This window comes from Pseudomonas sp. Soil_N_39 (assembly GCF_057655955.1).
In genome coordinates this window covers 44,473-69,457 of record NZ_JBDGLI010000008.1, presented here as the reverse complement: position 1 = coordinate 69,457, position 24,985 = coordinate 44,473, and the positions used below count along the sequence as shown (strand labels likewise).

Annotated in this window: 20 protein-coding genes; 13 read left to right on the top strand and 7 right to left on the bottom strand. The window is 61.9% G+C overall.

Annotation, left to right across the window (positions count from 1 at the left end; genetic code table 11):
• Positions 1 to 115 precede the first annotated feature (115 nt).
• Together gspH and AC3A5O_RS13765 are read left to right on the top strand one after the other, a co-directional pair.
• A complete protein-coding gene (gene gspH / locus AC3A5O_RS13770; RefSeq protein ID WP_092445040.1) occupies positions 116 to 568 on the top strand; it encodes a type II secretion system minor pseudopilin GspH in 453 nt (150 codons plus the stop codon).
• Positions 565 to 1,176 (top strand): type II secretion system protein GspJ, encoded by a 612-nt coding sequence (locus AC3A5O_RS13765; RefSeq protein WP_305492235.1) that lies wholly within the window; start codon positions 565 to 567, stop codon positions 1,174 to 1,176. Before gspH ends, AC3A5O_RS13765 begins: the two co-directional genes overlap by 4 nt.
• A 470-nt stretch (positions 1,177 to 1,646) precedes the next feature.
• Here AC3A5O_RS13765 and AC3A5O_RS13760 read toward each other — a convergent pair whose 3' ends face one another.
• Genes AC3A5O_RS13760 through AC3A5O_RS13750 form a run of 3 tightly spaced genes read right to left on the bottom strand, consistent with a single transcriptional unit; the run spans position 1,647 to position 3,800 of the window.
• Positions 1,647 to 2,588, bottom strand: coding sequence for a FecR family protein (locus tag AC3A5O_RS13760; RefSeq protein WP_305492430.1), 942 nt, complete (start codon positions 2,586 to 2,588; stop codon positions 1,647 to 1,649).
• A gap of 37 nt (positions 2,589 to 2,625) precedes the next feature.
• Entirely contained in the window at positions 2,626 to 3,171 is a 546-nt protein-coding gene (locus AC3A5O_RS13755; RefSeq protein WP_060742015.1) for a sigma-70 family RNA polymerase sigma factor, read from the bottom strand.
• Positions 3,168 to 3,800, bottom strand: a complete 633-nt coding sequence (locus AC3A5O_RS13750) for a secretin and TonB N-terminal domain-containing protein (RefSeq protein WP_122566520.1) — start codon at positions 3,798 to 3,800, stop codon at positions 3,168 to 3,170. The genes AC3A5O_RS13755 and AC3A5O_RS13750 overlap by 4 nt, the downstream gene beginning before the upstream one ends.
• A gap of 205 nt (positions 3,801 to 4,005) precedes the next feature.
• Here AC3A5O_RS13750 and AC3A5O_RS13745 point away from each other — a divergent pair, with 205 nt between their 5' ends.
• Positions 4,006 to 4,347, top strand: a complete 342-nt coding sequence (locus tag AC3A5O_RS13745; RefSeq protein WP_122566415.1) for a hypothetical protein — start codon at positions 4,006 to 4,008, stop codon at positions 4,345 to 4,347.
• Positions 4,348 to 4,538: 191 nt separating this feature from the next.
• Here the strand turns inward: AC3A5O_RS13745 and AC3A5O_RS13740 are convergent, their stop codons facing one another.
• On the bottom strand, positions 4,539 to 4,979 hold the full coding sequence (locus AC3A5O_RS13740) for a carboxymuconolactone decarboxylase family protein (protein WP_487753291.1): 441 nt from the start codon (positions 4,977 to 4,979) through the stop codon (positions 4,539 to 4,541).
• 194 nt (positions 4,980 to 5,173) lie between these two features.
• Here AC3A5O_RS13740 and pdxR point away from each other — a divergent pair, with 194 nt between their 5' ends.
• The 3 genes from pdxR (at position 5,174) to AC3A5O_RS13725 (ending at position 7,725) form a co-directional block, all read left to right on the top strand.
• The gene (gene pdxR / locus AC3A5O_RS13735; RefSeq protein ID WP_487753290.1) at positions 5,174 to 6,607 is read left to right on the top strand and encodes a MocR-like pyridoxine biosynthesis transcription factor PdxR; all 1,434 of its coding nucleotides are present in this window, start codon (positions 5,174 to 5,176) and stop codon (positions 6,605 to 6,607) included.
• A 121-nt stretch (positions 6,608 to 6,728) separates the two neighbouring features.
• Complete coding sequence (locus AC3A5O_RS13730; RefSeq protein WP_305492232.1) at positions 6,729 to 7,022, top strand: putative quinol monooxygenase; 294 nt, start codon at positions 6,729 to 6,731, stop codon at positions 7,020 to 7,022.
• A gap of 298 nt (positions 7,023 to 7,320) precedes the next feature.
• The gene (locus tag AC3A5O_RS13725; RefSeq protein WP_122566411.1) at positions 7,321 to 7,725 is read left to right on the top strand and encodes a cupin domain-containing protein; all 405 of its coding nucleotides are present in this window, start codon (positions 7,321 to 7,323) and stop codon (positions 7,723 to 7,725) included.
• 184 nt (positions 7,726 to 7,909) lie between these two features.
• Here AC3A5O_RS13725 and AC3A5O_RS13720 read toward each other — a convergent pair whose 3' ends face one another.
• Positions 7,910 to 12,778: an NAD-glutamate dehydrogenase gene (locus AC3A5O_RS13720; RefSeq protein ID WP_305470711.1), complete on the bottom strand. Its 4,869-nt coding sequence runs from the start codon at positions 12,776 to 12,778 to the stop codon at positions 7,910 to 7,912.
• A 430-nt stretch (positions 12,779 to 13,208) separates the two neighbouring features.
• On the opposite strand from AC3A5O_RS13720, the gene AC3A5O_RS13715 reads away from it, so the two are divergent.
• Positions 13,209 to 13,562 (top strand): hypothetical protein, encoded by a 354-nt coding sequence (locus AC3A5O_RS13715; protein ID WP_046062747.1) that lies wholly within the window; start codon positions 13,209 to 13,211, stop codon positions 13,560 to 13,562.
• Positions 13,563 to 13,604: 42 nt separating this feature from the next.
• Here the strand turns inward: AC3A5O_RS13715 and AC3A5O_RS13710 are convergent, their stop codons facing one another.
• Positions 13,605 to 15,758: a WG repeat-containing protein gene (locus AC3A5O_RS13710; RefSeq protein WP_487753289.1), complete on the bottom strand. Its 2,154-nt coding sequence runs from the start codon at positions 15,756 to 15,758 to the stop codon at positions 13,605 to 13,607.
• Between the two features lie 244 nt (positions 15,759 to 16,002).
• On the opposite strand from AC3A5O_RS13710, the gene AC3A5O_RS13705 reads away from it, so the two are divergent.
• From AC3A5O_RS13705 to AC3A5O_RS13685, 5 genes are all read left to right on the top strand, one after another.
• A complete protein-coding gene (locus AC3A5O_RS13705) occupies positions 16,003 to 17,028 on the top strand; it encodes a LacI family DNA-binding transcriptional regulator (RefSeq protein ID WP_305470706.1) in 1,026 nt (341 codons plus the stop codon).
• A gap of 154 nt (positions 17,029 to 17,182) precedes the next feature.
• Positions 17,183 to 17,965, top strand: a complete 783-nt coding sequence (locus AC3A5O_RS13700; protein WP_487753288.1) for a sugar phosphate isomerase/epimerase family protein — start codon at positions 17,183 to 17,185, stop codon at positions 17,963 to 17,965.
• Complete coding sequence (locus AC3A5O_RS13695; protein WP_122566406.1) at positions 17,958 to 18,938, top strand: sugar kinase; 981 nt, start codon at positions 17,958 to 17,960, stop codon at positions 18,936 to 18,938. Before AC3A5O_RS13700 ends, AC3A5O_RS13695 begins: the two co-directional genes overlap by 8 nt.
• 86 nt (positions 18,939 to 19,024) lie before the next feature.
• On the top strand, positions 19,025 to 20,323 hold the full coding sequence (locus AC3A5O_RS13690) for an MFS transporter (protein ID WP_122566405.1): 1,299 nt from the start codon (positions 19,025 to 19,027) through the stop codon (positions 20,321 to 20,323).
• A gap of 15 nt (positions 20,324 to 20,338) precedes the next feature.
• Complete coding sequence (locus tag AC3A5O_RS13685; RefSeq protein ID WP_487753287.1) at positions 20,339 to 21,307, top strand: 2-hydroxyacid dehydrogenase; 969 nt, start codon at positions 20,339 to 20,341, stop codon at positions 21,305 to 21,307.
• 864 nt (positions 21,308 to 22,171) lie between these two features.
• Here AC3A5O_RS13685 and AC3A5O_RS13680 read toward each other — a convergent pair.
• Positions 22,172 to 23,248 (bottom strand): RHS repeat-associated core domain-containing protein, encoded by a 1,077-nt coding sequence (locus AC3A5O_RS13680; protein ID WP_305470700.1) that lies wholly within the window; start codon positions 23,246 to 23,248, stop codon positions 22,172 to 22,174.
• A 768-nt stretch (positions 23,249 to 24,016) separates the two neighbouring features.
• Here AC3A5O_RS13680 and AC3A5O_RS13675 point away from each other — a divergent pair.
• Complete coding sequence (locus tag AC3A5O_RS13675; protein ID WP_039589986.1) at positions 24,017 to 24,976, top strand: AAA family ATPase; 960 nt, start codon at positions 24,017 to 24,019, stop codon at positions 24,974 to 24,976.
• Positions 24,977 to 24,985: the final 9 nt, after the last annotated feature.

Here is a 24,985-nt window from a genome sequence, read left to right as displayed (position 1 = left end):
CCTGAATCTCCTTTTTTTGATTCCAGCTTGCAGCGTACGCGTCAATTCTCTCCGTTTTATTTCACATCCTTATCATCTTCACCGTGCAGAGTGACCTTTACGCAAAGGAGCGCGCATGAACCTCGGCAAGCAACGCGGTTTTACCCTGATCGAATTGATGGTGGTGCTGGTGATCATCGGCATCGCCAGTGCCGCCGTGAGCCTGAGCATCAAGCCGGACCCGTTGAAGTTGCTGCGCCAGGATGGCGAACGGCTGGTGCAGCTGTTGCAACTGGCCCAGACCGAAGCGCGCACCGACGGGCGGCCGATTACCTGGCGATGGGACGCCAAGGGCTTTGGCTTCAGTCGCCGCGCGGACCGGGGCACCGGGGTTGATCGCTTCGAGGACGACCCGCAACTGCGTCGACGGCGCTGGCAGAGCCCGTCGATGGAGGTGCGCGTGGAACCCAGGCAGCGGGTCGTGCTGAATGCCGAGTGGATCGGCGAGCCCTTGCAGATCCGCTTGTCGGACGGCCAGAACAGCCTCACCGTGCAACGCAGTGCCGCCGGACGGGTGCAACTCCAATGAGCGCCCGGCAGGCGGGTTTCACCTTGCTGGAAGTGATGGTGGCGATCCTGCTGATGGCGGTGGTCAGTCTGATCGCCTGGCGCGGGCTGGACAGCGTGACCCGTGCCGACAGCCATTTGCAAGCCAGTACCGAGCAGACCGAAGCGCTGCTGCGGGTCTTGAACCAACTGGAGCGCGACGTCGCCCTGCGCGCCAGCATCGAGCTGAGTGAACCGCTCAAACCCGGCGTCGACGACCCGCCCTCGACCGCCCCGCCCGCCCTCACCGTGCGCAGCACCGAAGGCCGGGGCTTTCGCCTGGATGTGATCCGCGTGGCGGCGGCCCAGGAGGGCGAGCTGCAACGGGTGCGTTGGTGGCTCAAGGGCGACACGCTTTACCGCGCCCAAGGCCAGGCCCGCAACCGCTACCCCCTACCCGCACCCGGCCCGGGCGTGGCCGTGCTCAGTGACGTCAGCGACGCCGGCCTGCGGTACTGGGACACGGAGAAAGGCTGGCGCAAACTCAGCGGCAACCGCCAAGAAAACCCGACGGGCATCGAGATCAGCCTGAGCCGCCAGACACCCCAAGGCGTCGAGAAATATCGGCAAGTATTAGGGCCACTGGAATAAGCCGAACAACACTGTCCCCTGTGGGAGCGAGCTTGCTCGCGATAGCGGTGGGTCTGTTGAAGAGGATGTCGAATGTGCCGGCCCCATCGCGAGCAAGCTCGCTCCCACAGGGTTATGGAGTGAACCGAAGACTTGAGCCAAGCACAGAGCCTTTGTGGGAGCGAGCTTGCTCGCGATAGCGGTGGGTCTGTTGAAGAAGATGTCGAATGTGCCGGCTCCATCGCGAGCAAGCTCGCTCCCACAGGGTTATGGAGTGAACCGAAGACTTGAGCCAAGCACTGGTTCCTTGTGGGAGCGGGCTTGCTCGCGAAAGCGGCATGACAGTCGACATTGATGTCGAGCCTACAGGCCTCTTCGCGAGCAAGCCCGCTCCCACAGGGTTATTGGGTGGCCTCAGGTTTTGGGCCCGGCATAAGTCCCTTGTGGGAGCGAGCTTGCTCGCGATGAGGCCCGCCCAGACGCCGCTGGCCTCAGCTCAGTACCACCACCCCACCCGGCAATTCGGTGCATTTGGCGCCGTAGGCATCACGGATCAACAGCGCCACGCCCGCCAACTGGTCGAGGCGAAACCGTGCGTGGACCTTGCGCTGGCCCAGCTCGCGGTTGAGCAGCAACAACATGCCGGGACGGTAGCGGTTGATTTCGTCGATGACGCTGGCCAGGGACGCGTCGTTGAACACCAGGACCTGCTCACGCCAGGCAATGGCGGCCGACACATCGGCACGCTTGGGAGCGCCCACCTGGTGAGGGTCGTAAGTCAGCTGCATACCCGGTTCCAGGCGAAACCGCTGGCCTTGCACCTCGACCTGCACCACGCCCTCCAGGCAGGTCGCGCAGACGCTCTGGTCGGTGTAGCGGATGTTGAAGCGTGCCCGGGCGGCGCTGATCCAACCGGCGCCGGCCCGGACGCTGACCACCTGGGCACTGCGCCCCTGCACTTCAATTTCGCCACTGAGCAACTCCAACCCTTGTCCGCCATCGGCCAGCGCGTGGCGGCTGAGACGGGTCTGGGTATTGAGCTCCAGGCTGACGCCCTCGGCCAATTCCACTCGGCGCTGTTCGCCGACATCGGTGATGTAGTCGGCCCCCAACCCGGAAACACCGCCGGGCACCGTGGCGCGGATCAACAGGAAAGCCGCCGATGCGGCGATGGCGCCACCCAACAACGCCCGACGGCCGAAATGCCGGGGCGCCTGCAACGCCGCGGCGGCGGGTTGCAGCCCCTGCCACAGCACCTTGGCCTGTTCAAAGGCCTGCGCATGTTCGGGGCTTTGCCCGCACCACAAGCGCAAGGCCCGGGCATCGGCCACGGTGGCGCGCCCCGAGGTCAGCAGGATCAGCCAATCTCGGGCCTCGCTGGCCAATCGGGCCTGGGGCGTGGCGTCAGGGGAAGCGATGCTGAAGATGTTCAAGCGCACACACACTCATGAAAGGGTCGGGTCTCTACTCTCAAGACGGTTTTCCCGCGCCGGGACCGAACCGCTGAATGACTTTTCTTTCCAGGCGCAGGGCACAATGCCCCAGCGCCGCCTTGATTTCCTTCTCCACCATGCGGGTGGAAATACCGAAGCGCTGGGAGATTTCCAGATGCGGCGCTTCTTCCAGGCGGGCGGCGATGAAAATCCTGCGACGGCGCGCCGGCAGTTCGTACAAGGCCTTGAGCAAGGTCTGCAACTCCTTCTGCCCACCCACCACCCGCGCCGGGTCCAGCGCTTCATCCGAGACCTGCAGCAATTCCTCGATTTCATCGCCCGTAAGCAAGCGTGCATCGGCCTGCCGACGATCGGCGGCGATGTTCAGGGCCATGCGATACAGATAAGCATTGGGCTGGGCGATGTCCGGCGTGTCGACCATGCGATCGACCCGCAGGTAGGTTTCATGCAGCACGTCGTTGGCCAGTTCCTCGGAGCCCAGGCGTCTGCGCAGGCGCACCCTGAAATCCTCATAGGAGGTGAGAAACAACTTCACCAACGGGCTGCGACCGATGTCTTTCATCGCCCGGACACCCCTTCCCCTGTCATGCATTCCATGCTTCTTCCTGATGAGTCGGGTAACAAAAGCAGGGTCACCGGCTGGCGCAACGAACTGGGCGCGGGGCGGTCGATCCTGAGGTTTTGCAAACTGTTGACCAAGGCCTTGTCCCGCATCAGGTCGCCCGTGGAACTGACCAGGCGGCTGTGCTGGACCACGCCGTCCCGGCCGATCCACACTTGCAGCACCGCCCGAAAACTGCCTGGGCGGGTCAACGGTGAACGACATAAATTGCGCTGGATGACCGTCTGGATGGCTGCCGCGTAGTTGCTGTCACTCATGCCCGGAGTGACACCGGCAGGCAGCGGAACCTCGCGGACCCGAACCGGCTGCAACGTGAACGCATCCGCCCGGGCATAATGCGCCGCCAGCCCGGTGCCGCTGAGCAACACCCGCAACCCGTCGGAGGGGGTGAACCGCCCCTGCACGCCCAGCGTTTGGCGCTGGCTCGACAACTGATGGTCCACCAGCACCGCCATGCCCGTAGCGCGACTGAACTGCTCTAGCGCCGTGGTCAGTTCCTGGGGCGCGATGTCCAGGTCCACCAGGCCAACCGCCTGGATCGGCCCGGCCAGCAGACACAGCAACACCATCAGCCACCCCAAGGGCACGCTGGTCAATCCACGTCCGCGTTCGCCCCCGGCTCTGCCCTGCTGCACAACTGACGTATCCGTTGAAAATCGTCATCCTGAGGGGTGTTTATGAATGTCGTATGACAACTGATACAAATCCTCCAGGCCGCACTAGACTGATGCCCTGACAACGCACCGTCCGCTGCCGCGGGCCAGGAGGTCGGAGATGAAACAGTGGATGAACATGATCGCAGGCCTCGGGCTGTGCATGGCCCTGCCCTGGGCCCAGGGCGAAGAAGCCCCGGCCTGTATCGAGGTGACTGTCGGTGGCTACAAGACCCCCGACTACAACTGCCTCAGCCGGCAGATGGGTAACGACCCGCAGGCCGCGAAGGCGGCGCAACAGGCCCAAGAGGCCATGAACGTGCCGGTCAATGAACGCGCACCGAACAGCATCGGCCTGGCAACCCCGGCGGCCACGGGGGTGCGCATGGGTAATACGTTTGGCACCTCGGTCAAGCCGCAAAGGCCGCCGGCTCCGGCTAACAACTCACCCCTGACAAAGTAACGACACTGCTTTTTGTGGCGAGGGGATTTATCCCCGTTGGGGCGCGAAGCGGCCCCAAAGCATACAACTCAATCCTTCTGAAACACCGAGATACAGGCGTTTAGGGCTGCTACGCAGCCCAACGGGGATAAATCCCCTCGCCACAAAAGCAGCTCGCCACAGGAACACACTTAGGAGCTTGCTCCAGACAATCACCCCCCCGGACTCTGGCGAAAACTCACCGCCAGCCGGTTCCAGCTGTTGATGGTGCTGATCGCCAGGGTCAGGTCCACCAGTTCCTCCTCGCTGAAGCAGGCCCGGGCCTGGGCATAGACGTCATCGGGCACCTGGCTTTGCGCCAACAGCGTCACCGCCTCGGTCCAGGCCAGGGCGGCGAGTTCGCGAGCCGTGAAGAAACCGCTGTCGCGCCATACCGCCACCGCGTAGAGCCGCCGCTCGGTCTCGCCCTGACGCCGCGCTTCCACCGAATGCATGTCGGTGCAGAAGGCACAGCCATTGAGTTGCGAGGCGCGGATCTTGATCAGGTGCAGCAGCGCCGGTTCGATACTCAGGCGACTGGTCAGGGCTTCCAGGCCGATCATGGCGCGCATCGCCCCGGGGGATGCGGTGTAGTAATCCAGACGCGGGCTCATGGCGGGCTCCGTGGCATTCGAGAACTTCACGGTAGGCCCTGGGACTGGGCAATGACAGGTCCAATTCGTCGAAAAAACCGGGGACAAGTCCAATGAACGGGATTTTCTCCACGCAACTTCTACGCAGTCGCACAATGCGGGTAATCTTGCGCCTTTGATGCTGGCCGCCAACAATCGCCCAGGAGCTTGCGGGTATGGAACTTCATGTTGTCATCAACGGCCGCAAGGACCTGTCGGGCCAGTTGTATCAACAGTTGCGCAGCGCCATCGAAAGCGGTCGCCTGACCGCCGGCACGCAACTGCCGCCCAGCCGCCTGCTGGCCGAGCAACTGGGGGTCTCGCGCAAGACCGTCTCCGACACCTACGCCCAACTGACCTACGAGAACTTCCTCACCGGCATCATCGGCAAAGGCACCTACGTCAATGCGCGGCCGGCCAAAGTCGTGCGTAAGCAGAGCCACCGCGAACTGGCCGGCGCCGACGTCGTCGAGGCCTGGCGCACCATGCCGGACCTGATGCGCCATCCCACCCTCGAAGGTGCGTTGCGCTACGACTTCATCGGCGGCGCCACCGGCAAGGGCCAGTTTCCGCTGGACGACTGGCGGCGCTGCACCGCCCACGCGCTGCGCCAGATCGCCAGCGCCAAGGGCTTCTACAGCCAGCCCGAAGGCCTGCCGTCGCTGCGCAATGCTATTGCCCGGCACATCGCGTTTTCTCGCGGGGTCAATTGCCAGGATGAAGACGTGGTGGTGTGCAACGGCGCGCAACAGGCCTTGGACCTGATTTCGCGGGTATTGACCCGTCCCGGCAGCCTGGTGGCCATGGAAGATCCGGGTTACCCGCCGGCGCGCTTGCTGTTCGGCTCCCAGGGCGCCACGGTGGCCGGGGTGCCGGTGGACGAGCACGGCATGCGGGTGGACCTGATCCCCGACGGCACGCGGTTGATTTATGTGACGCCCTCCCACCAGTTTCCCCTGGGCATGCCCATGAGCCAGGCCCGCCGCGAGGCCTTGCTGGCGCGGGCGTATGAGCTGGGGGCAATCATCATCGAAGACGACTACGACAGCGAATTCCGCTACGAAGGCCGGCCCGCCGATTCGTTGCAGAGCCTGGATGAGCGCGGCATCGTCGCGTACGTCGGCACCTTCTCCAAGACCCTGTTGCCGGAGCTGCGGCTCGGTTACGCAATCCTGCCGCCAGCGATCCTTGAAGCGGTGATCCTGGCCAAGCGCCTCACCGACCAGCACACCTCTACCCTGCCCCAATGGGCACTGGCCAAGTTCATCGCCGAAGGCTGTCTGCTCAAGCACATCCGCCGCTGCCACACCCTGTACGCCGGGCGCCGCGAGCGGATCCTGGCGCGCATGGCCGGGGACTTGTCACCCTGGTTCGAGGCCGTGCCCACCACTGCGGGCTTTCATATGGCGGTGTTGTGCAAGGTGCCGATGGACCTGGCGCTGGTGATCGAGCTGGCGAGAAAAGCCGAGGTCGGGCTCTACAGCCTCGCGGGCTTTTTTAATGATGTGCCTGTGCGGCCGGGCCTGTTCTTCGGTTTCGGTGCGATCGAAACCCTGGACATCGACATCGCCCTCGACCGTTTGCGCGACATTCTGCAGCAGGTGGCCTGAGGATTGGACTGGGCATTTATCCGCCCATTGGCTGTTTGAGCCTTGCATCGCCAGGCCTATCCTGCACGGGTGTCATTGCGAGTAAACACCCCCGTCCGACTTGATTCAGGAGCCTGAAACAATGTCTCGCCAAGTGATCAATACCGTACAGGTGCGAGCAGCCGCCGGTCGCTCGGAAGAACTGGGCCGGCAATTGCAGCAAATCGTCGAGACCCTGCGCGCGCTCCCAGGCTGCGATGCCTATCTGGTCGACCGTTGCCCGGACGATGGCGACCGCTGGAACGTCAGCGCCCGCTGGCAATCGGAAGCGGCCATGCAAGCCCACTTCAATTGCCCTGAAGTGCAAGGCTTCATCAGCCTGATCGACAACCGTCTGGCCCGAAGCGTGGATTTCAATAGCTTTCCGATTGTCTGAGGCCCACAACTTCATCCCTGCCTAGCCAAGTTGTGGCGAGGGGATTTATCCCCGCTGGGCTGCGCAGCAGCCCCAAAATCTTCGTATCGGCGACGGATCTGGCGAGTGCTGCGCACTCGAGCGGGGATAAACCCCCTCGCCACAAAAGCGCTCACCAGCCAATAGCCTCATCGGCCCAGCCCATTGGTCTACCCACCTTCCGAAAGATTGGACGTTTGCTTGCGCCACCCTGGGGCTTAGGGTGAACCCATCGTCGCGACAGCGCGAAATCACTCGAAACCACACAGGCCTTACCCCCATGAAAACCCTCTGTCTGTTCGCCGCCCTCAGCCTGCTGCCCATGACCCAAGCCTACGCCCACGAAGCCGCGCCGTCGGAGAAGGTCACGGTGTTGCAGGAGCAAATGCTGAAAAACGTTCCAGGCAAAAAAGCCATGATGCTGACCGTCAACTATGCCCCCGGCCAAGCGTCCATTGCCCACAAACACGAAGGCACGGCCATGGCCTATGTGCTGGAAGGCGCCATCACCTCCCAGGTCAAGGGCGAGCCGGCGAAGACCTACAAGGCCGGGGAGTTCTGGTATGAAGCGGCGGGGTCCGAGCACCTGGTGTCGAAAAACGCCAGCGCGAGCCAACCGGCGAAATTGCTGGTGTTCATGGTGATGGGAGAGGATGAGGCGGTGTTGATTCCGCTGAAAAACTGACCCGCCGAGACGTAGTCCCCCTGTGGGAGCGAGCTTGCTCGCGATGGCGGTGGATCAGTCAAGTTCAATGTCGCTGACCCACCGCTATCGCGAGCAAGCTCGCTCCCACAGAGGCCACAGTGAATCTTTAAATCAAAAAAAGCCCCGCATCTCTCAATGCGGGGCTTTTTCATTCAACGCCGGATCAGTTGGCCGTTACGACCGCCTGACCACTCATTGCCAGGTCCAGCAATTCGCGGTTGGCGACCGCGTACATGGCGTAGTCGGTGCCGCTGGCGGCACGGATGTCCACCAGCATCGCGCGCCAGCGCTCGACCATGCTGTGATGCTGCTCCAGCCACAGCGCCAGGCGGGTTTCCACTTCCTGACTACCGTCACCCTCCTGCAGGACCGAGATGGTGATCGCCCGTTGCTGCCAGTCGACGTCATCGCGGAACGCTTCGCGGGCCAGGGCCTGCCAGTTGTTTTCCACCGGCAGAGCGCTGATCTGTTGCAGGTACCAGGTGATATCCAGGGCGCTGCCCACGGCGAAGTAAGCCTTGGCCACATCGGCGGCGTTCTGGCCGGTGACGTCGGACGCCTCGATGATCGGCAACAAGGTGTACAAGTGCGTGGTGCCGGCAACCATGCGCGCCAGCAGCTCTGGCACGCCGGCCGCGACGTAAGCCTGGTAGCGGGTCTGCCAGCCTTCGCGGGTCGGGCCTTCCAGCAGTTCGTCGAGCTTGAGGCCCAACGCCGCCAGGTGCGGACCGAAGTGCGCGACGTCACGGGCAGCGTTCTGCTCGTTGCGACGGCTGCGCAGGAACCAGCGCGTGGCGCGACGGCCCAGGCGCATCAGCTCGTCCATCAGCTCCAGTTGCACGTCGGCCGAGACCTGGTGGTCCAGGGCTTCAATCTGACGGAACCAGTGCGGGAGGTGGAAGATGTCACGCACGATCACATAAGCGCCAGCCACGTTTGCCGGGCTCATGCCCGTAGACTCTTTCAACCGCTGGACGAAGGTGATGCCCATGTGGTTGACCAGGTCGTTGGCGATCTGGGTGCTGACGATCTCGCGTTTCAGGCGATGGCGACGCATGGCCTCGGAGAACTTGCTCACCAGCGTCGGCGGGAACGCGGTTTCCATGTCACGGGTCAGGTAATCGTCGTCCGGTACCAGGGAGTTGAGCAGCGCTTCCTTGAGGTCGATCTTGCTGTAGGAGATCAGCACCGACAGTTCGGCACGGGTCAGGCCATGGCCCGCCGCGACACGTTCGGCCAGTTGCTCTTCAGTCGGCAGGAACTCGATGGCGCGGTCCAGCTTGCCCCGGGCTTCCAGATCGTTCATCAGGCGCTTGTATTCGGCGATCCGCACAAAGGCGCGGCGTGCCGCCAGGGACAGGGCCTGGGTCTGCTTGTAGTTGTTGCCCAACACCAGGCCACCAACTTCGTCGGTCATGCTCGCCAGCAACTGGTTGCGTTGCTTGTCGGTCATGTCGCCGGCCTGCACCACTTCGTTGAGCAGGATCTTGATGTTCACTTCGTGGTCGGAGCAGTCCACACCACCGGCGTTGTCGATGAAGTCAGTGTTGGAACCGCCGCCATTGAGGCCGAACTCGACGCGACCCAGTTGGGTCATGCCCAGGTTGCCGCCCTCGCCCACGACCTTGCAGCGCAGTTCGTTGCCGTTCACCCGCAGCGCATCGTTGGCCTTGTCGCCGACATCGGCGTGGCTTTCGGTGCTGGCCTTGACGTAAGTACCGATACCGCCGTTCCACAACAGGTCCACCGGCGCCTTGAGCAAGGCGTTGAGCAGTTCGGTCGGGGTCAGTTTGTCGGCCTTGATGTCGAAGCGCTCTTTCATCTGTGGCGAGATGGCGATGCTTTTCGCGCTGCGCGAGAAGATACCGCCACCTTCGGACATGATGCTGGCGTCGTAGTCGGTCCAGGCCGAACGCGGCAGGTCGAACAGGCGCTTGCGCTCGGCAAAGCTGCTGGCAGGCTCCGGGTTCGGGTCGATGAAGATGTGCAGGTGGTTGAAGGCCGCGACCAGTTGCAGCTTGTCGGACATCAACAAGCCGTTGCCGAACACGTCGCCGGCCATGTCGCCGACCCCCACCACGGTGATGCTGTCTTCCTGGACATTGATGCCGCGCTCGCGGAAGTGACGCTGAACGCCGACCCACGCACCCTTGGCGGTGATGCCCATTTTCTTGTGGTCGTAGCCGGCCGAACCGCCGGAGGCGAACGCATCGCCCAGCCAGAAGCCGTAGTCGATGGCGATGCCGTTGGCGATGTCGGAGAAGGTTGCAGTGCCCTTGTCCGCCGCGACCACCAGGTACGGGTCATCGTCGTCATGCCGCACGACGTTGGCCGGTGGAACCAGCGCGCCGTCCTTGAGGTTGTCGGTGATGTCCAACAGACCCGAGATGAAGATGCGGTAGCAGGCGATGCCCTCGGCCGCGATCTCGTCCCGGCTGCCGCCCAGCGGCAGGCGACGTGGCAGGAAACCACCCTTGGCGCCTACCGGCACGATCACCGAGTTCTTCACTTGCTGGGCTTTTACCAGGCCCAGCACTTCGGTGCGGTAGTCTTCTTCACGGTCGGACCAGCGCAGGCCACCGCGAGCAACGTTGCCGAAGCGCAGGTGCACGCCTTCGACCCGTGGCGAGTAGACGAAGATCTCGAACTTGGGCACCGGTTTCGGCAGTTCCGGGATCAGGTGCGGGTTGAACTTGAAGCTGAAGTAGGACTTGTTCTGGCCGTTGGCGTCGGTCTGGTAGAAGTTGGTCCGCAGGGTGGCCTTGATCAGGTCCAGGTAGCGACGCAGGATACGGTCTTCGTTGAGCACCTGGACGTCGTCCAAGGCCGAGAGGATCGCTTGCTCCAGACGCAGTTGCTTGTCTTCCAGGTCATCGCCACTGAGCTTGCGCGCCAGGTAGAAGCGGGTCTTGAACAACCGGGTCAGCTCGCGAGCGATGTCGGTGTGGTTGTTCAGGGTGCTGGCGATGTAACCCAGGTCGAAGCCCAGGCGGATCTGCTTCAGGTAACGGGCATAGGCACGCAACAGCGCCACGTCACGCCATGGCAGGCCGGCGGTCAGCACCAGGCGGTTGAACGCATCGTTCTCGGCATCGCCACGCACGATGTGGACGAAGGCGTCCTGCAAGGTGTCGTTGAGTTGCTGGATGTCCAGGTCCAGGCCTTCGGCGGCGGTGAAGGCGAAATCATGAATCCAGAACTCGCGGCCGTTGGTGTGGCGCAGGCGGTACGGGAATTCGCCCAGCACGCGCAGGCCGAGGTTTTCCAGGATCGGCAGCACGTCGGACAGCGCCAGCGGCGTGTCGGCGTGATACAGCTTGCAGTGCAGCTCGCGCTGGCCGGAGACCTGGCCCAGTGGCTGGTAGAAGCTCATGACCAGCGGGTTCTTTTCGTTCAGGCTCAGCAGGTGCTGCATGTCGACCACGGCCGAATGCGCGGCAAAGCGCTCGCGGTAGCCGGCCGGGAAGCCTTTGGGGAAATCCGACAGCACGTTGGTGCCTTGGGCTTCGCCGAAGCTCTCGATGACCAGGCTGGCGTAGTCGTCCTTCCAGCTGCGGCAAGCCTGCACGACTTCTTTTTCCAGCAGCAACGGGTCGATGTCGAGGCGGTTCTTCGGATCCACCCGCAGGATCAACTGCACACGGGCCAGTACGGATTCGGAGAAGAAGGTCCAGAACTCGCAGTCCGAAGCCTTCAGGCGATCCATCAGCACTTGCTGGATCTTCTGGCGCACTTCGGTGGAATAGATGTCACGTGGCACGTAGGCCAGGCAGTAGCAGAAACGGCCATACGGGTCTTTGCGCAGGAACACGCGGATCTTGTTGCGTTCCTGGATCTGCACGATGGACATGACGGTGCTGAACAGCTCGTCCACCGGGGTCTGGAACAGGTCGTCACGGGGCAGCACTTCGACCACCTGGGCCAGCTCCTTGCCCAGATGCGCCTTGGCCTGGAAGCCCGAGCGACGCTCGATTTCCGCAACCTTGCGGCGGATATATGGGATGACCCGCACGCTCTCGCCATACACCGAAGAGGTGTACAGGCCCATGAAGCGGCATTCCTTGATGACCTTGCCGTTGGCGTCGATCTCGCGGATCGACACGTAGTCCGGGTAGGCCGGACGGTGTACGCGGCTCGGGTGCGCGGCCTTGGCGAACGACAGCAGGGTCGGTTCGCGCAGGTAGGCGACGGCGTAGTCTTCGATGCGCAGGTCTTCGGCGGTCAGGCCGGCGCGCAGCAATTTGGTCAGGCCGAGGAACGACTCGGGGTTGTACTCGATGTGACCGCCGTCGGCCTCATCGCGTACCACGAACTCTTCGTAGCCCAGGAAGGTGAAGTGGTTGCCCACCAGCCATTCCAGGAAACTCTTGATCTCGCTCTTTTCATCAGCGTCGATGGCGTAGGCGCTGCTGTCCAGGCTGTCGAGAATTTCCTGGACCTTGGCTTTCATCGGTTCGAAATCCGCCACGGCCACGCGCACTTCGCCCAGCACTTGCTCAAGTTCCTTGCTCAGGACGTTGAGTTCGGCGGCGTTGGCGCAGCGGTCGATCTCCAGGTACATCAACGACTCTTGCAGGATATCGTCGCCCTGGGTGCCTTTTGGCAGGATTTCCAGCAATTCGCCCTTGCTGCCGCGACGCACGCTCAGCACGGTGGTTTGCAGGGTATGGATGCTGTAGCCGCGACGGTTCAGCTCGGTGCGGACCGAGTCCACCAGGAACGGCAGGTCGTGATGCAGCACTTCCACGGCCGTGTGGGTCGACTGCCAGCCGTGGCGTTCGTAATCGGGGTTGTAGACGCGCACCTGCGGTTGCGTGTGATCGAAGCGCTCAAGCAGGCGCCAGGCAGACAGGGTGCAGCCGGCGAGGTCGGACAACCGGCGCTGGGTAAGTTCATCGAGGGAAATGATGCCGAAGAATTGTTCAGCGAACAGCGCCACTTGTGGCAGTGCCTGTTCACTGATGTGCTGCGCCAGTGCCGCTTGCAGTTGGTGCTGGAAGTCGGCTTTGCTGGCTGCGGTGAAGAACGCCATCTGTGGTACTCCGCTTGGGCTTGTTATTGATTGAAGCGTCGCGTGCAACCCCTGCGGGGCTGTCGGCCATCCCGTTCCTGATTCTCGGGCAGAGGAAACAGGATGACAGGTGGGTGAAGCTGGACAGGACCCGCAGGTCACATCCTTTTCCATGTAATTTTCCTGTCATGGACACCTGCAAAAACCACCCAGGGGTGGCCTTGGCGGGTGCACATCCGTTGCGCAGCTTAACGAGTGCGACAACCTGCCTGCTTGCAGCGCTGCGACATATTCGGTCATCGGCTAGCTAAACAGCCGGTACGCACCGAACAACCCTAGCAGGCTGGGGACCAAACGGCACCCCGAGGCGGTAAACCAGCAGAAAATCCTTCAGGCTGGCAAAATCCACTTTTCGCACCCCGCAGGTGCACTCGATCCTGGAGCCATCACCATGCAAATGACCACCGCCCTTCTGATTGCCAACCCGTGCGACGACGAAGAAGACAACATGGCCATGCTCTGCTGCCACAGCGCCCAGGGCGAAATGTTCCTGATGACGCGCTACCCCGACGAAGACGAATTGGAAATCGCCCTTGATGGAGAGCCTTCGACATTGGACGGCGTCAAGGTCACCCTCAGCCCTACCCGCCTGCTGATTGAAATTGCCCCGGCGGATGCCGATGCGCTCAACGGCGACGATGTGCTGGAGATCATCCACGACACCGACGCGGCGGACCTGGCGGAAGTGGAACTGACGTTGCAGAACATCCTCAAGGGGACGGGGACCTATATAAGCCAGCTCTGACTCCCAAGGCGACCCCTCGCCACAGGATCAGTGCGCCAGCTGTTATTCGTCTTTCTGCACGAGATTGCCATCGGCGTCATAAACCAGGTACTCGTCATCGTTTTTCGGATCCCTTACGTAGTAACGGGCCTCATTGCCGTTATCCGGCACCTTCATGCTGGTGTAGGACCCCAGTGCCTTGATCACCTTGTTGTCCTGACTGATCAAGACCAGCCCGGAACCACCACCGGCCCGGATGGCCGCGGCGTAACGGGTCTGAAACGCGTTGATCTGGCTGTAATCCAGCGGCACGCGCAGCCTGCCCGCCAGGTCGATGGCACCGTAGCTACCATCCCGTGCGACCACCGCCATGCCGTTGGAAAACGGTGTCACTTCGTCATACGGCAACTTGATGGGTAGCCGCGCGCCCTGGCGATCGATAAACGCGAATTTCCGGCTTTTAGTGTCCTGCACCAGCAGCGGTTGCTGACCCACAAACCGGCCTATCACGTTGTCACCCTGAAGGTTGATCCGTTTACCTTCCAGGTCGAAAACGTCCTGATGACGCCGATCGGGGGCACTGGCGTAGAGCAAACCCTCGCTGTGCTCGATGCCCGAGAATTGCGTCGGCAGGATCTGCTTGCCATCCAGGGTATAGGCACCGTACAGGCCCTCCGTGACATCGGTTCGCTTGCCGAGACGGGCGATGAACAGGTTGTCGGTCACGGTGGGGTTGACGAATTTCATCGGCAACACGAAACGGTGACTCCTGGCATCGTAAAGCCCATATGGGCCGTTGGTTTCACGCTCCACCAACAGCAGGCCATTGCTCAATACCTCGACGATGTGCTCGAACGGCAACTCCACGAGCTTGTTGCTACCGGCGGGGAAATAGGCGAGCTGGCTGCGCAACGCCTGCCACTGCGAGTCCGGGTCGCTGGACTTCTCCGGGGAAAACAACGTGTAGGTATCGGCCATCTGGCTATCTTGCACCTGCACCCAACGGGGCTTGATCAACCACTGGCCGGCCTGATCGATGAAGCCGTAGCGCTCGGCGTTCCGGTCCAGGGCGATGTACCGCGCTTGTTGCGCAAGGACGTTGTCGACCTGGGTGAACGCCACGGAGTTGTCTTCCATCGGATCGAGCACATGGATGACGATACGTTGCGGGGTCGCCTCGAATTGATAATCGACCTCGGTGTTTTTCAACGGTCCCACCTGTGCGGCCAGCGCCTCGGTCAAGCGCTGCAACTGCTGTTGCACCGCCTGACCGGTCTTGAGCTGCTTGAGATCGTCCTTGGTCTGCAGCAACGCCTTGTAATAGTCATGCAACGCCGCGATATCGCCATCGGAGGGGAACGCCCGAGCGTTGTTACCGTTGCTGTAGAGCGCCCTGCCCGCATCATCCAGCCCCTGCACCACGAAGGTCGACGATTTCGGCGTACTCAAGCGCACGGAGGCGCTGCCATCACCCAGGGCGGTGAGCTGGAAGGACTGGCCGTCGTCCAGGGTCACTTTCGGGTGATCCTTGTCCAGCACCACTTTCTTGAACGCCGGGTAGCTGCGGTACGCGACTGTCAGGCCGAGACTCGCCAGCGGTTTGTTCACCGACAGTGCAAAGGCGTCATGGGACGAGATCGTGTCGTCGGACTCTACCTCAGGCGCCCCCTTGAGCTCGGCGAAGGTTTTTTCGCTGCCATCGCGAAAACGCAGGCGCTGCGGCAGGTATTGCTCGGCCGCCGGCTCATCCGGCGTGGCGGCGCGCTTCCAGAGCGGATCAAGGCTGCTGGTATCGAGCCGCACCTCAGAACCCTCGGCGAACAGCCGCTGGGTAAAACGCAGGCCCTGGATCGACGCCAGTTCAGCTTTCAGTTGCGCACTTGTGAACGGCACAAACAGCGGCTCGTATTGCAGCGGCTGCTCATCGGCAGGCTCGTTCGTCTCGACGGTCAGGCTCAGTTGCACATCACTGACCAACTCCAAGGACCTGAGGCTTTCACCGGCGTCCTGAATCAAGTAATTGAGGCGTTTCTCCACCTCGGGCGGTGCCAGCGTGCCGATGTCTTCCATGCCCCCTTCGTTCAGTTGCTCGGCGGCGAAACCTTCATCGGCCGGCGCGCCGCTGTGGCGAAACAGGTAATAGGACGTAAAGCCCACCACCAACAAGGTCACACTCAGTATCGACAGCAATCTCAAGCGAGGCTGGGTAAAGTTCATGGTGGCTTCGGTAGTCAAAGGGCAGGGAAAGGCAGGCAGCTAACCACACGGCCTTACGCGCTGCAAATCGGCTGGAGGGGTCGGTTCTGATGAGGATCTGTCTGGATCGTCGCCCCTGTGGGACTGAAGCGAACCACCGTCGGTCGTGCCTCTGACACGTCGCCCTTGACGATCGATTGGGTTCTGGTGTTTCCTGAAACCGGTTTCAGAGCCACTAATAAATCCAATAAGCAGGTTTCAATCCGTGACTTCTTTCTCCGCCGCCCAGCGCAACCGCGTGACCATGCTCGACGTCGCCGAACGCGCCGGGGTCTCCAAGGCCAGTGTCTCGCGTTTCATCGGCGAGGACCGCGCCCTGCTCTCCGAGGCCATCGCCCGGCGTATCGAGCAGGCCATCAGTGAGCTGGGATACCGGCCGAACCAGATGGCCCGCGGCCTCAAGCGCGGGCGCACACGCCTGATCGGCATGCTAGTGGCCGATATCCGCAACCCTTATTCGATTGCCGTGATGCATGGCGTGGAAACCGCCTGTCGTCGCCACGGCTACAGCCTGGTGGTGTGCAACACCGACCGCGATGACGAGCAGGAACGCCAGCACCTGGCACTGCTGCGCGCCTACAACATCGAAGGGCTGATCGTAAACACCTTGGGTCACCACCGTGACGAACTGTTCGAACTGCGCAGCGAAATGCCCCTGGTGCTGGTGGATCGCAAGGTCGATCAGCTCGACAGCGACCTGGTCGGGCTGGACAACCCGGCGGCCGTCGAAATGGCCCTTGATCACCTCGAACAACGGGGCTACCGCGACCTGTTGCTGGTGACCGAACCGTTCGATGGCACCAGTTCGCGAATCGAGCGGGTCGGGAGTTTCAACGCCGGCATCCAACGACGCCCTGCCCTGGCCGGCGCCGTGGTGGAAACCTGTGATCAGTTGAAAACGCGCATCAAGACCTTTCTTTCCCAGCCAGGCCATGGCCCCAAGGCGTTGTTCTGCGCCAATGGCATCGCCGCCCTGGCCGCCACGACGGTATTGCGCGAGCTGGGTTGTCACTTGTTCGACGACGTGGGCCTGATCGCCCTCGATGACCTGGATTGGTACCCCCTGGTGGGCAGCGGCATAACAGCCCTGGCCCAACCGACAGCGCAGATCGGCGCCAGCGCGTTCGAGTGCCTGCTCAAGCGCTTGCGCGGTGACAACGGGCCGGTGCGGACCCTGGATTTTGCGGCGCGGTTGATTGAGCGTGGGTCGACGCTTGGGAATGGTCGGTGATGGTGAGGGACCTATCGCGAGCAAGCTCGCTCCCACAGGGATCTTCAGTGCGCCACAGATCCAGTGTGGGAGCGAGCTTGCTCGCGATGAGGCACTGAAGCGCACCACCCTTTTTTTGAACAAAACTGAAACCGGTTTCAGAGGTATAACAACAATGCACAACCCACCCGTCTCCATCAGTCTTTCCAGCTACGGCGCCGACCTGGTGCGGCAGCATGGCCAAGGCCGTTTCATCGACCTGTTGGCCGCTGCCGGTGCCTCACGCATCGAATGGCGCGAAGAATTGCTCACCACCGAACAGCCCACTGAATTGGCCGCCGCTGCCCGGGCCCAGGGGCTGCAAAGTATCTTCTCGTCACCACTGGAACTGTGGCTCGCCGGCCAGTCCAGGCCCAACCCCGCCCTGGCGCTGGCCTTGCAACGCGGCGAGGCGTTCGGTTCGACTTGGCTGAAAGTCTCCCTCGGTCATTTCACCGATTCCAATGACCTGTCGGCACTGGCCCAGGTGCTCGCCGCGAGCCCGGTGCAGTTGCTGGTGGAAAACGACCAGACCTTGCAGGGCGGACGGATCGAACCGTTGCAACGGTTCTTCACGGCCGTGGAGCACCAAGCGCTGCCCGTCGCCATGACCTTCGACATTGGCAACTGGCAATGGCAGGACCAATCGGCCGCCGTGGCCGCCCGACAGCTCGGACGGCATGTGGCGTATGTGCACTGCAAGGCCGTGGCCCGGCGCGCCGACGGCAAACTCGTCGCAGTGCCTCCGGGCATGACCGACCTGCACCTGTGGGAACAACTGCTCAAGCACATGCCCCCTGGCGTGATGCGAGCCGCCGAATACCCGCTGCAAGGCGATGACCTGCTGCAATTAACCGCTAGCCATGTCGCCACCCTGTCCCGCCTCGGGCAATCACGCCGGGAGCCTGTCCATGTCTGAATTCGATGTGCTGTCGTTCGGCGAAACCATGGCGATGCTGGTAGCGGATCAGCACGGTGACCTGGCCAGCGTCGACCAGTTTCACAAACGCATCGCCGGAGCCGACAGTAACGTGGCCATTGGGCTTTCGCGGCTGGGCTTCAAGGTGGCGTGGCTGAGCCGGGTCGGCGCCGATTCACTGGGGCGCTTCGTGACACAGACGCTGGAAAACGAAGGCCTGGATTGTCGTCACGTGGCGGTCGACCCGGAGCACCCCACCGGCTTTCAGTTCAAATCTCGTACCGTCGATGGCAGCGACCCGCAAGTCGAGTATTTCCGGCGCGGCTCGGCGGCCAGTCATTTGTCGATCGACTCCATCGCCCCAGCGTTGCTTGAAGCGCGTCACTTGCACGCCACTGGCATCGTCCCGGCGCTGTCGGTCACGGCCCGCGAAATGTCCTTTGAATTGATGAGCCGCGTGCGCGAGGCCGGCCGCAGCCTGTCGTTCGACCCGAACCTGAGGCCGAGCCTATGGCGCAGCGAGGCGATGATGATCACCGAAATCAATCGCCTCGCCGCCCTCGCCCACTGGGTCTTGCCAGGGCTTGGCGAAGGCCGGCTGCTGACTGGTTTCGACGATCCGGCTGACATCGCCGCGTTCTACTTGGACCAAGGCGCCGAAATCGTCGTGATCAAGCTCGGCGCGGACGGCGCCTACTACCGCACGCCGCAGGACGAAGGCGTCATCGCCGGCGTGCCGGTGGCCCAGGTGGTGGACACCGTGGGCGCCGGCGATGGCTTCGCCGTCGGCCTGATCAGCGCATTGCTCGAAGGCCGCGCCATCCCCGAGGCCGTGCAGCGCGCCAACTGGATTGGCAGCCGCGCGGTGCAGAGCCGTGGGGATATGGAAGGGTTGCCGACGCGCCTTGAGTTATTGGCTGAATTTGAAACCGTCGATCGCGAGCAAGCTCGCTCCCACATAGGGTCGAGTTAACCCCTGTGGGAGCGAGCTTGCTCGCGATTGAAGCCACCACAAACGCACCTGCTGCAACAAAAACAACAAGCTCAGGAGTCAACGACATGCAAACGCTCAACCTCGCCACCCGCCGCTGGTGGTACATCATGCCCATCGTCTTCATCACCTACAGCCTGGCCTACCTCGACCGTGCCAACTATGGCTTTGCCGCCGCCTCGGGCATGGCCGAAGACCTGATGATCACCCCAGGACTCTCGTCGCTGCTGGGCGCACTGTTTTTCCTCGGCTACTTTTTCTTTCAGGTCCCGGGGGCGATCTACGCGCAAAAGCACAGCGTGAAGAAGCTGATCTTCGTCAGCCTGATCCTCTGGGGTTCTCTGGCCACCCTGACAGGCGTGGTCTCCAACGCTTACTGGCTGATCGTGATCCGCTTCATGCTCGGGGTAGTCGAGGCCGCCGTCATGCCGGCGATGCTGGTGTACCTGTGCCACTGGTTCACCCGGGCCGAACGCTCGCGCGCCAATACCTTCCTGATCCTCGGCAACCCGGTGACCATGCTGTGGATGTCCGTGGTCTCGGGTTACCTGGTGCAGCAATTCGACTGGCGCTGGATGTTCATCATCGAAGGCCTGCCGGCGGTGCTCTGGGCCTTTATCTGGTGGCGCCTGGCCGATGATCGTCCGGCCCAGGCCAAGTGGCTCAGCGACCAGGAAAAACACGACCTGGAAAGTGCCTTGGCGGCCGAACAGGTCGGCATCAAGGCGGTGAAGAACTATGCCGAAGCCTTCCGTTCACCCAAGGTGATCATCCTGGCGTTGCAGTTTTTCTGCTGGAGCATCGGCGTCTACGGGTTTGTGCTGTGGTTGCCGTCGATCCTCAAGGCCGGCTTGCAGATGAACATGGTCGAGGCCGGGTGGCTGTCGTCCTTGCCGTACCTGGCGGCGGTGATCGGCATGCTGGTGGTGTCCTGGGCGTCGGACAAGGCGCAGAAGCGCAAGCGTTTTGTCTGGCCGCCGCTGCTGATCGCCTCCATCGCGTTCTACGCCTCTTACCTGCTGGGGGCCGAGCACTTCTGGTGGTCCTATGGTTTGCTGGTGGTCGCCGGCGCTTGCATGTACGCGCCCTACGGTCCGTTCTTCGCCATCGTTCCGGAAATCCTCCCGGCCAACGTCGCTGGCGGCGCCATGGCCTTGATCAACAGCATGGGCGCGCTGGGGTCGTTCGGCGGCTCGTACCTGGTGGGCTACCTCAACGGCACCACCGGCTCCCCTGGCATGTCCTTCCTGTTGATGAGCGGCGCGTTGCTGCTCTCGGTGGTGCTGACCCTCGCCCTCAAGCCCGGCGCCAGCGACCGGGACGTCTCCAACCCCGCGACGCCACACCCGGCGCCCGCCCGTTCCTGAATCGAGACCCATCCCATGAAAAAGCACGTGGTGTTGTACAAAACGCTGTCACCTCAATTGATGGCTCGCCTGCAAGCCCAGGCCCAAGTCACGCTCATCGAACGCCTGGATGCCCAGGGCCTGGCGCAACTGCGCGACGCCCTCCCCACCGCCCACGGCCTGCTCGGCGCCAGCCTCAAGCTGGATGCGGCGCTGCTGGACCTGGCGCCGAACCTGCAAGCCATCGCCAGCGTCTCGGTGGGAGTCGATAACTACGACATCGACTACCTGACCGAACGCCGAATCCTGCTCAGCAACACCCCCGACGTGCTGACCGAAACCACCGCAGACACCGGTTTCGCCCTGATCCTGGCGACCGCCCGGCGCGTGGTGGAACTGGCCAATCTGGTCCGCGCAGGCGGCTGGCAACAGAGCATCGGCCCCCGGCATTTCGGCACCGATGTCCATGGCAAGACCTTGGGCATCATCGGCATGGGGCGCATCGGCGAAGCCTTGGCCCAACGCGGGCACTTCGGCTTCGGCATGCCGGTGCTCTACCACAGCCATTCGCCCAAGCCTGCGGTCGAGCAGCGTTTCAACGCCCGTTATTGCAGCCTCGAAACGCTGTTGCGGCAGGCGGACTTTATCTGCCTGACCCTGCCCTTGACCGCTGAGACTCAAGGGCTGATCGGTGCCCAAGCGTTCGCGCAGATGCGTCCCGAGAGCATCTTCATCAACATCTCCCGAGGCAAGGTGGTGGATGAAACGGCGCTGATCGAGGCCCTGCGCAACAAACAGATCCGTGGCGCGGGGCTGGATGTCTTCGAGCGCGAACCCTTGAATGCCGATTCGCCGCTATTGCAGATGGACAACGTGGTCGCGACGCCGCACATGGGCTCGGCCACCCACGAGACCCGGGAAGCGATGGCGCGCTGTGCCGTGGACAACCTGTTGGCGGCATTGGCGGGGGAGCGGCCGGTGAATCTGGTGAATGCGGGGGCGTGAACGCCGCACTTGCCCCTGAATCTCCGTGGTCAGTCGATTCTTGCAGTAAAAGCGCTGAAGTTCGTTCTGCTTCAGCGGTGTCGTGCCGACAAGCCGGTCCAACGGATCGTAGTGATAACGACAGAGCAGATTATCGCTATACGGGGCCATGGGCTAAGCTCCTGAGGGTCCGTCAAGCAGTGTTCAGTCTCGACGTGGGTTCAACGGCTGTCTACTAGCAGAACTGTTAGGGAGTAGACCATTCAGTTGATTTTTTCAGGGTCGCGCGCGCCTGTGGCGAGGGGGCTTGCCACCTAAATGCGAACCAAACGTCTCGCCCCATAACTTCTCTCGCGGGCATTTCCGCTTTTCCTGCGCAAAGGCCCGATAGTTGCCGATGGGCGTTGGCAGGGACTGCAGTCAAGTGGTTGTTGAATGACATCCAGGCAAAGAACTAACCAAACCGTATGCCTGAGACGATGATGCTGGATGTGCCGGACTCTTCGCGAGCAAGCTCGCTCCCACAATGGAACTGTGGCGTTCCTGGCTCCTGCGTCCGCCGCCAATCCCCTGTGGGAGCTTGCTCGCAAAAGCGGTGGGTCAGGTTGCATTGAAGTTGAAGGTGCCGCGGTCATCGCGAGCAAGCTCGGCTCCCACACTGATCTCGGGTGTTCATGGAATCGGTGTTCACCGCAAGTCTCTGTGGGAGCGGACTTGCTCGCGAAAGCGATATGCCTGGAGCGGCCCGTGGATCTGGCGAATGCGGGGGCATGGATGGTCGGGTCATTCGTCCAAGAGCCGAAGCCATGGAGGCTTTTTGGGCAAGAAAAAGCCCCTGTTGTAGCATGATTGCCCTGCGTGATCTCGTGCCGAATGTATCGACAATCAGTCGACCGGTGGAAGACGCACTCCAAATCTTGGACGGTGCCGTTGCGCTTCCTCTGCGGCGGGTAACGTGCCCGCATCCCTGATTGCTTTCTGAATATTCTCTGGAAGGTCTGCCTTAAATACTCCAGGAAGCAGGTTTTGATTAGCCATCACTGCGAAATGTTCCCTGTTTTGGGCTGCTTTGTATTGATTCTGAAAATTGATAAATGAAGACTCTCTAACGCGAGCCATAACCCAAGCGTGAGAATGATTTTTAACTAAAAAGGCATGATCTGCGGAGGTGAGTTTCGCTTGGCTCAGGTGTTGAAGTAGGAAGGTATCCGGTTTCTTTGGAATAGATTCCTGAAGCGTATTAAGCTGGACAAGGCCATTCACTCGAGATCGAGTGACAGGGTTGGATTCGAAAGCCCTACGAACCCGAACACGATCATTCCTTCGAGTTGGGCCCGCGGGGGCAGCCATTGCAGCTTCAGGTGCGCGCGCAGCCACTACGCGCTGTGACTTTCGCAATCCAAGTTTTCTCCCAATATATTTCAACTTCCCCCAAATTCCCGCATGCCCAGTCGGGTCCATCCGATTCACCGGATCTCCCAAACAATACGCATATCCATTCAACCCGCCTTTACCAAACGGACTCCAACTATCTGGGCTGTTAAAGCGCATCAACACCGGGTTAAACGTCCGATAACCATTACCCAACCAATAATGTCCGGTTAACGGATCCGACCGTTCGCCGTTGAAGCCCAGCAAACTGAGCAAATTACTTTCAACGGGACGATGGCCGTAAGGTGAATAAACGATGGGAAGCTGCTGATAGGGGCTAACTGTTTGCGCTACTGAGCGCTGCTGGTCGGTGGCCAATAATAGAGTATCGCCCTGATGTTCTTGTTGTGCCAGCAGTTGGTCGCCCTGCTGGAAAATCGAACGCCGCACTTGCCCCTGAATCTCCGTGGTCAGTCGATTCTTGCAGTAAAAGCGCTGAAGTTCGTTCTGCTTCAGCGGTGTCGTGCCGACAAGCCGGTCCAACGGATCGTAGTGATAACGACAGAGCAGATTATCGCTATACGGGGCCATGGGCTAAGCTCCTGAGGGTCCGTCAAGCAGTGTTCAGTCTCGACATGGGTTCAACGGCTGTCTACTAGCAGAACTGTTAGGTAATAGATCATCCAGTTGATTTCAGGGTCGCGCGCGCCTGTGGTGAGGGGGCTTGCCACCTAAATGCGAACCAAACGTCTCGCCCCATAACTTCTCTCGCGGGCATTCCCGCTTTTCTTGCGCAAAGGCCCGATAGTTGCCGATGGGCGTTGGCAGGGACTGGTCGATAAGCCAGTAGTCAAGTGGCGGTTGAATGACATCCAGGCAAAGAACTAACCAAACCGTATGCCTGAGACGATGATGCTGGATGTGCCGGCCTCTTCGCGAGCAAGCTCGCTCCCACAATGGAACTGTGGCGTTCCTGGCTCCTGCGTCCGCCGCCAATCCCCTGTGGGAGCTTGCTCGCGATGGCGGTCTGCCTGAGACGACGATGCTGGATGTGCCGACCTCTTCGCGAGCAAGCTCGCTCCCACAATGGATCTGTGGCATTCCTTGATCCTGCGTCCACCGCCAATCCCCTGTGGGAGCGAGCTTGCTCGCGATGGCGGTCTGTCTGAGACGATGCTGCTGGATGTGTCGACCTATTCGCGAGCAAGCCCGCTCCCACAAATGACTCCAAACCGATCACAAATCCGCACACCAGACAAAATCCCGTTAGTCGCCACCCCCTGCCATGCATTAAAGTAACGCCCCCAGCCCCGACGTTATCCGAACGCCTGGGGCCACCCTTTCCAGGAACAGTCACCGATGGAACATCGTGAAGCGCTGCTTGCGCTGCGAACCTTTCTTTCAACGCAGATTCTCGGCCAGGAAAAACTCATCGAGCGCCTGCTCATCGCCCTGCTCGCCGACGGTCATATGCTGGTGGAAGGCGCGCCTGGGCTGGCCAAGACCAAGGCCATCAAAGAGCTGGCCGAGGGCATCGAAGCGCAGTTCCATCGCATCCAGTTCACCCCCGACCTGCTGCCCGCCGACATCACCGGCACGGAGATCTACCGCCCGGAAACCGGTAGCTTCGTGTTCCAGCAAGGGCCGATCTTCCACAACCTGGTGTTGGCGGACGAAATCAACCGCGCCCCGGCCAAGGTCCAGTCGGCCCTGCTCGAAGCCATGGCCGAGCGTCAGGTCAGTGTCGGGCGCAGCACCTATGAACTGTCGCCGCTGTTCCTGGTGATGGCCACGCAGAACCCGATCGAGCAGGAAGGCACCTACCCGCTGCCCGAAGCCCAGCTCGACCGGTTCCTGATGCACGTCAAGATTGGCTTTCCCGATGCTGCCGTGGAACGCCGCATCCTGCAGCAGGCCCGGGGTGAAGCGCTGAACGGCGAGACCAAGCCCGAACGCCGCGTGAGCCAGCAGGCGATCTTCTCCGCCCGCAAGGAAATCCTCGGGTTGTACATGGCCGACGCCGTGGAGGAATACCTGGTGCAACTGATCATGGCCACTCGCAACCCGGCCAAGTTCGATCCGGAAATGGCCGAGTGGATCGCCTACGGCGCCAGTCCGCGGGGCTCCATCGCCCTGGACCGCTGCGCCCGTGCCCATGCCTGGCTGGCCGGACGCGACTTTGTCAGCCCGGAAGATATCCAGGCCGTGCTGTTCGACGTGCTGCGCCATCGCATCATCCTGTCGTTCGAAGCCGAGGCCGCCGGCATCGACCAGGATCGGGTCGTGCAGCGGATTCTCGACGTCGTCGCTGTCGCTTGAGCATGCGTC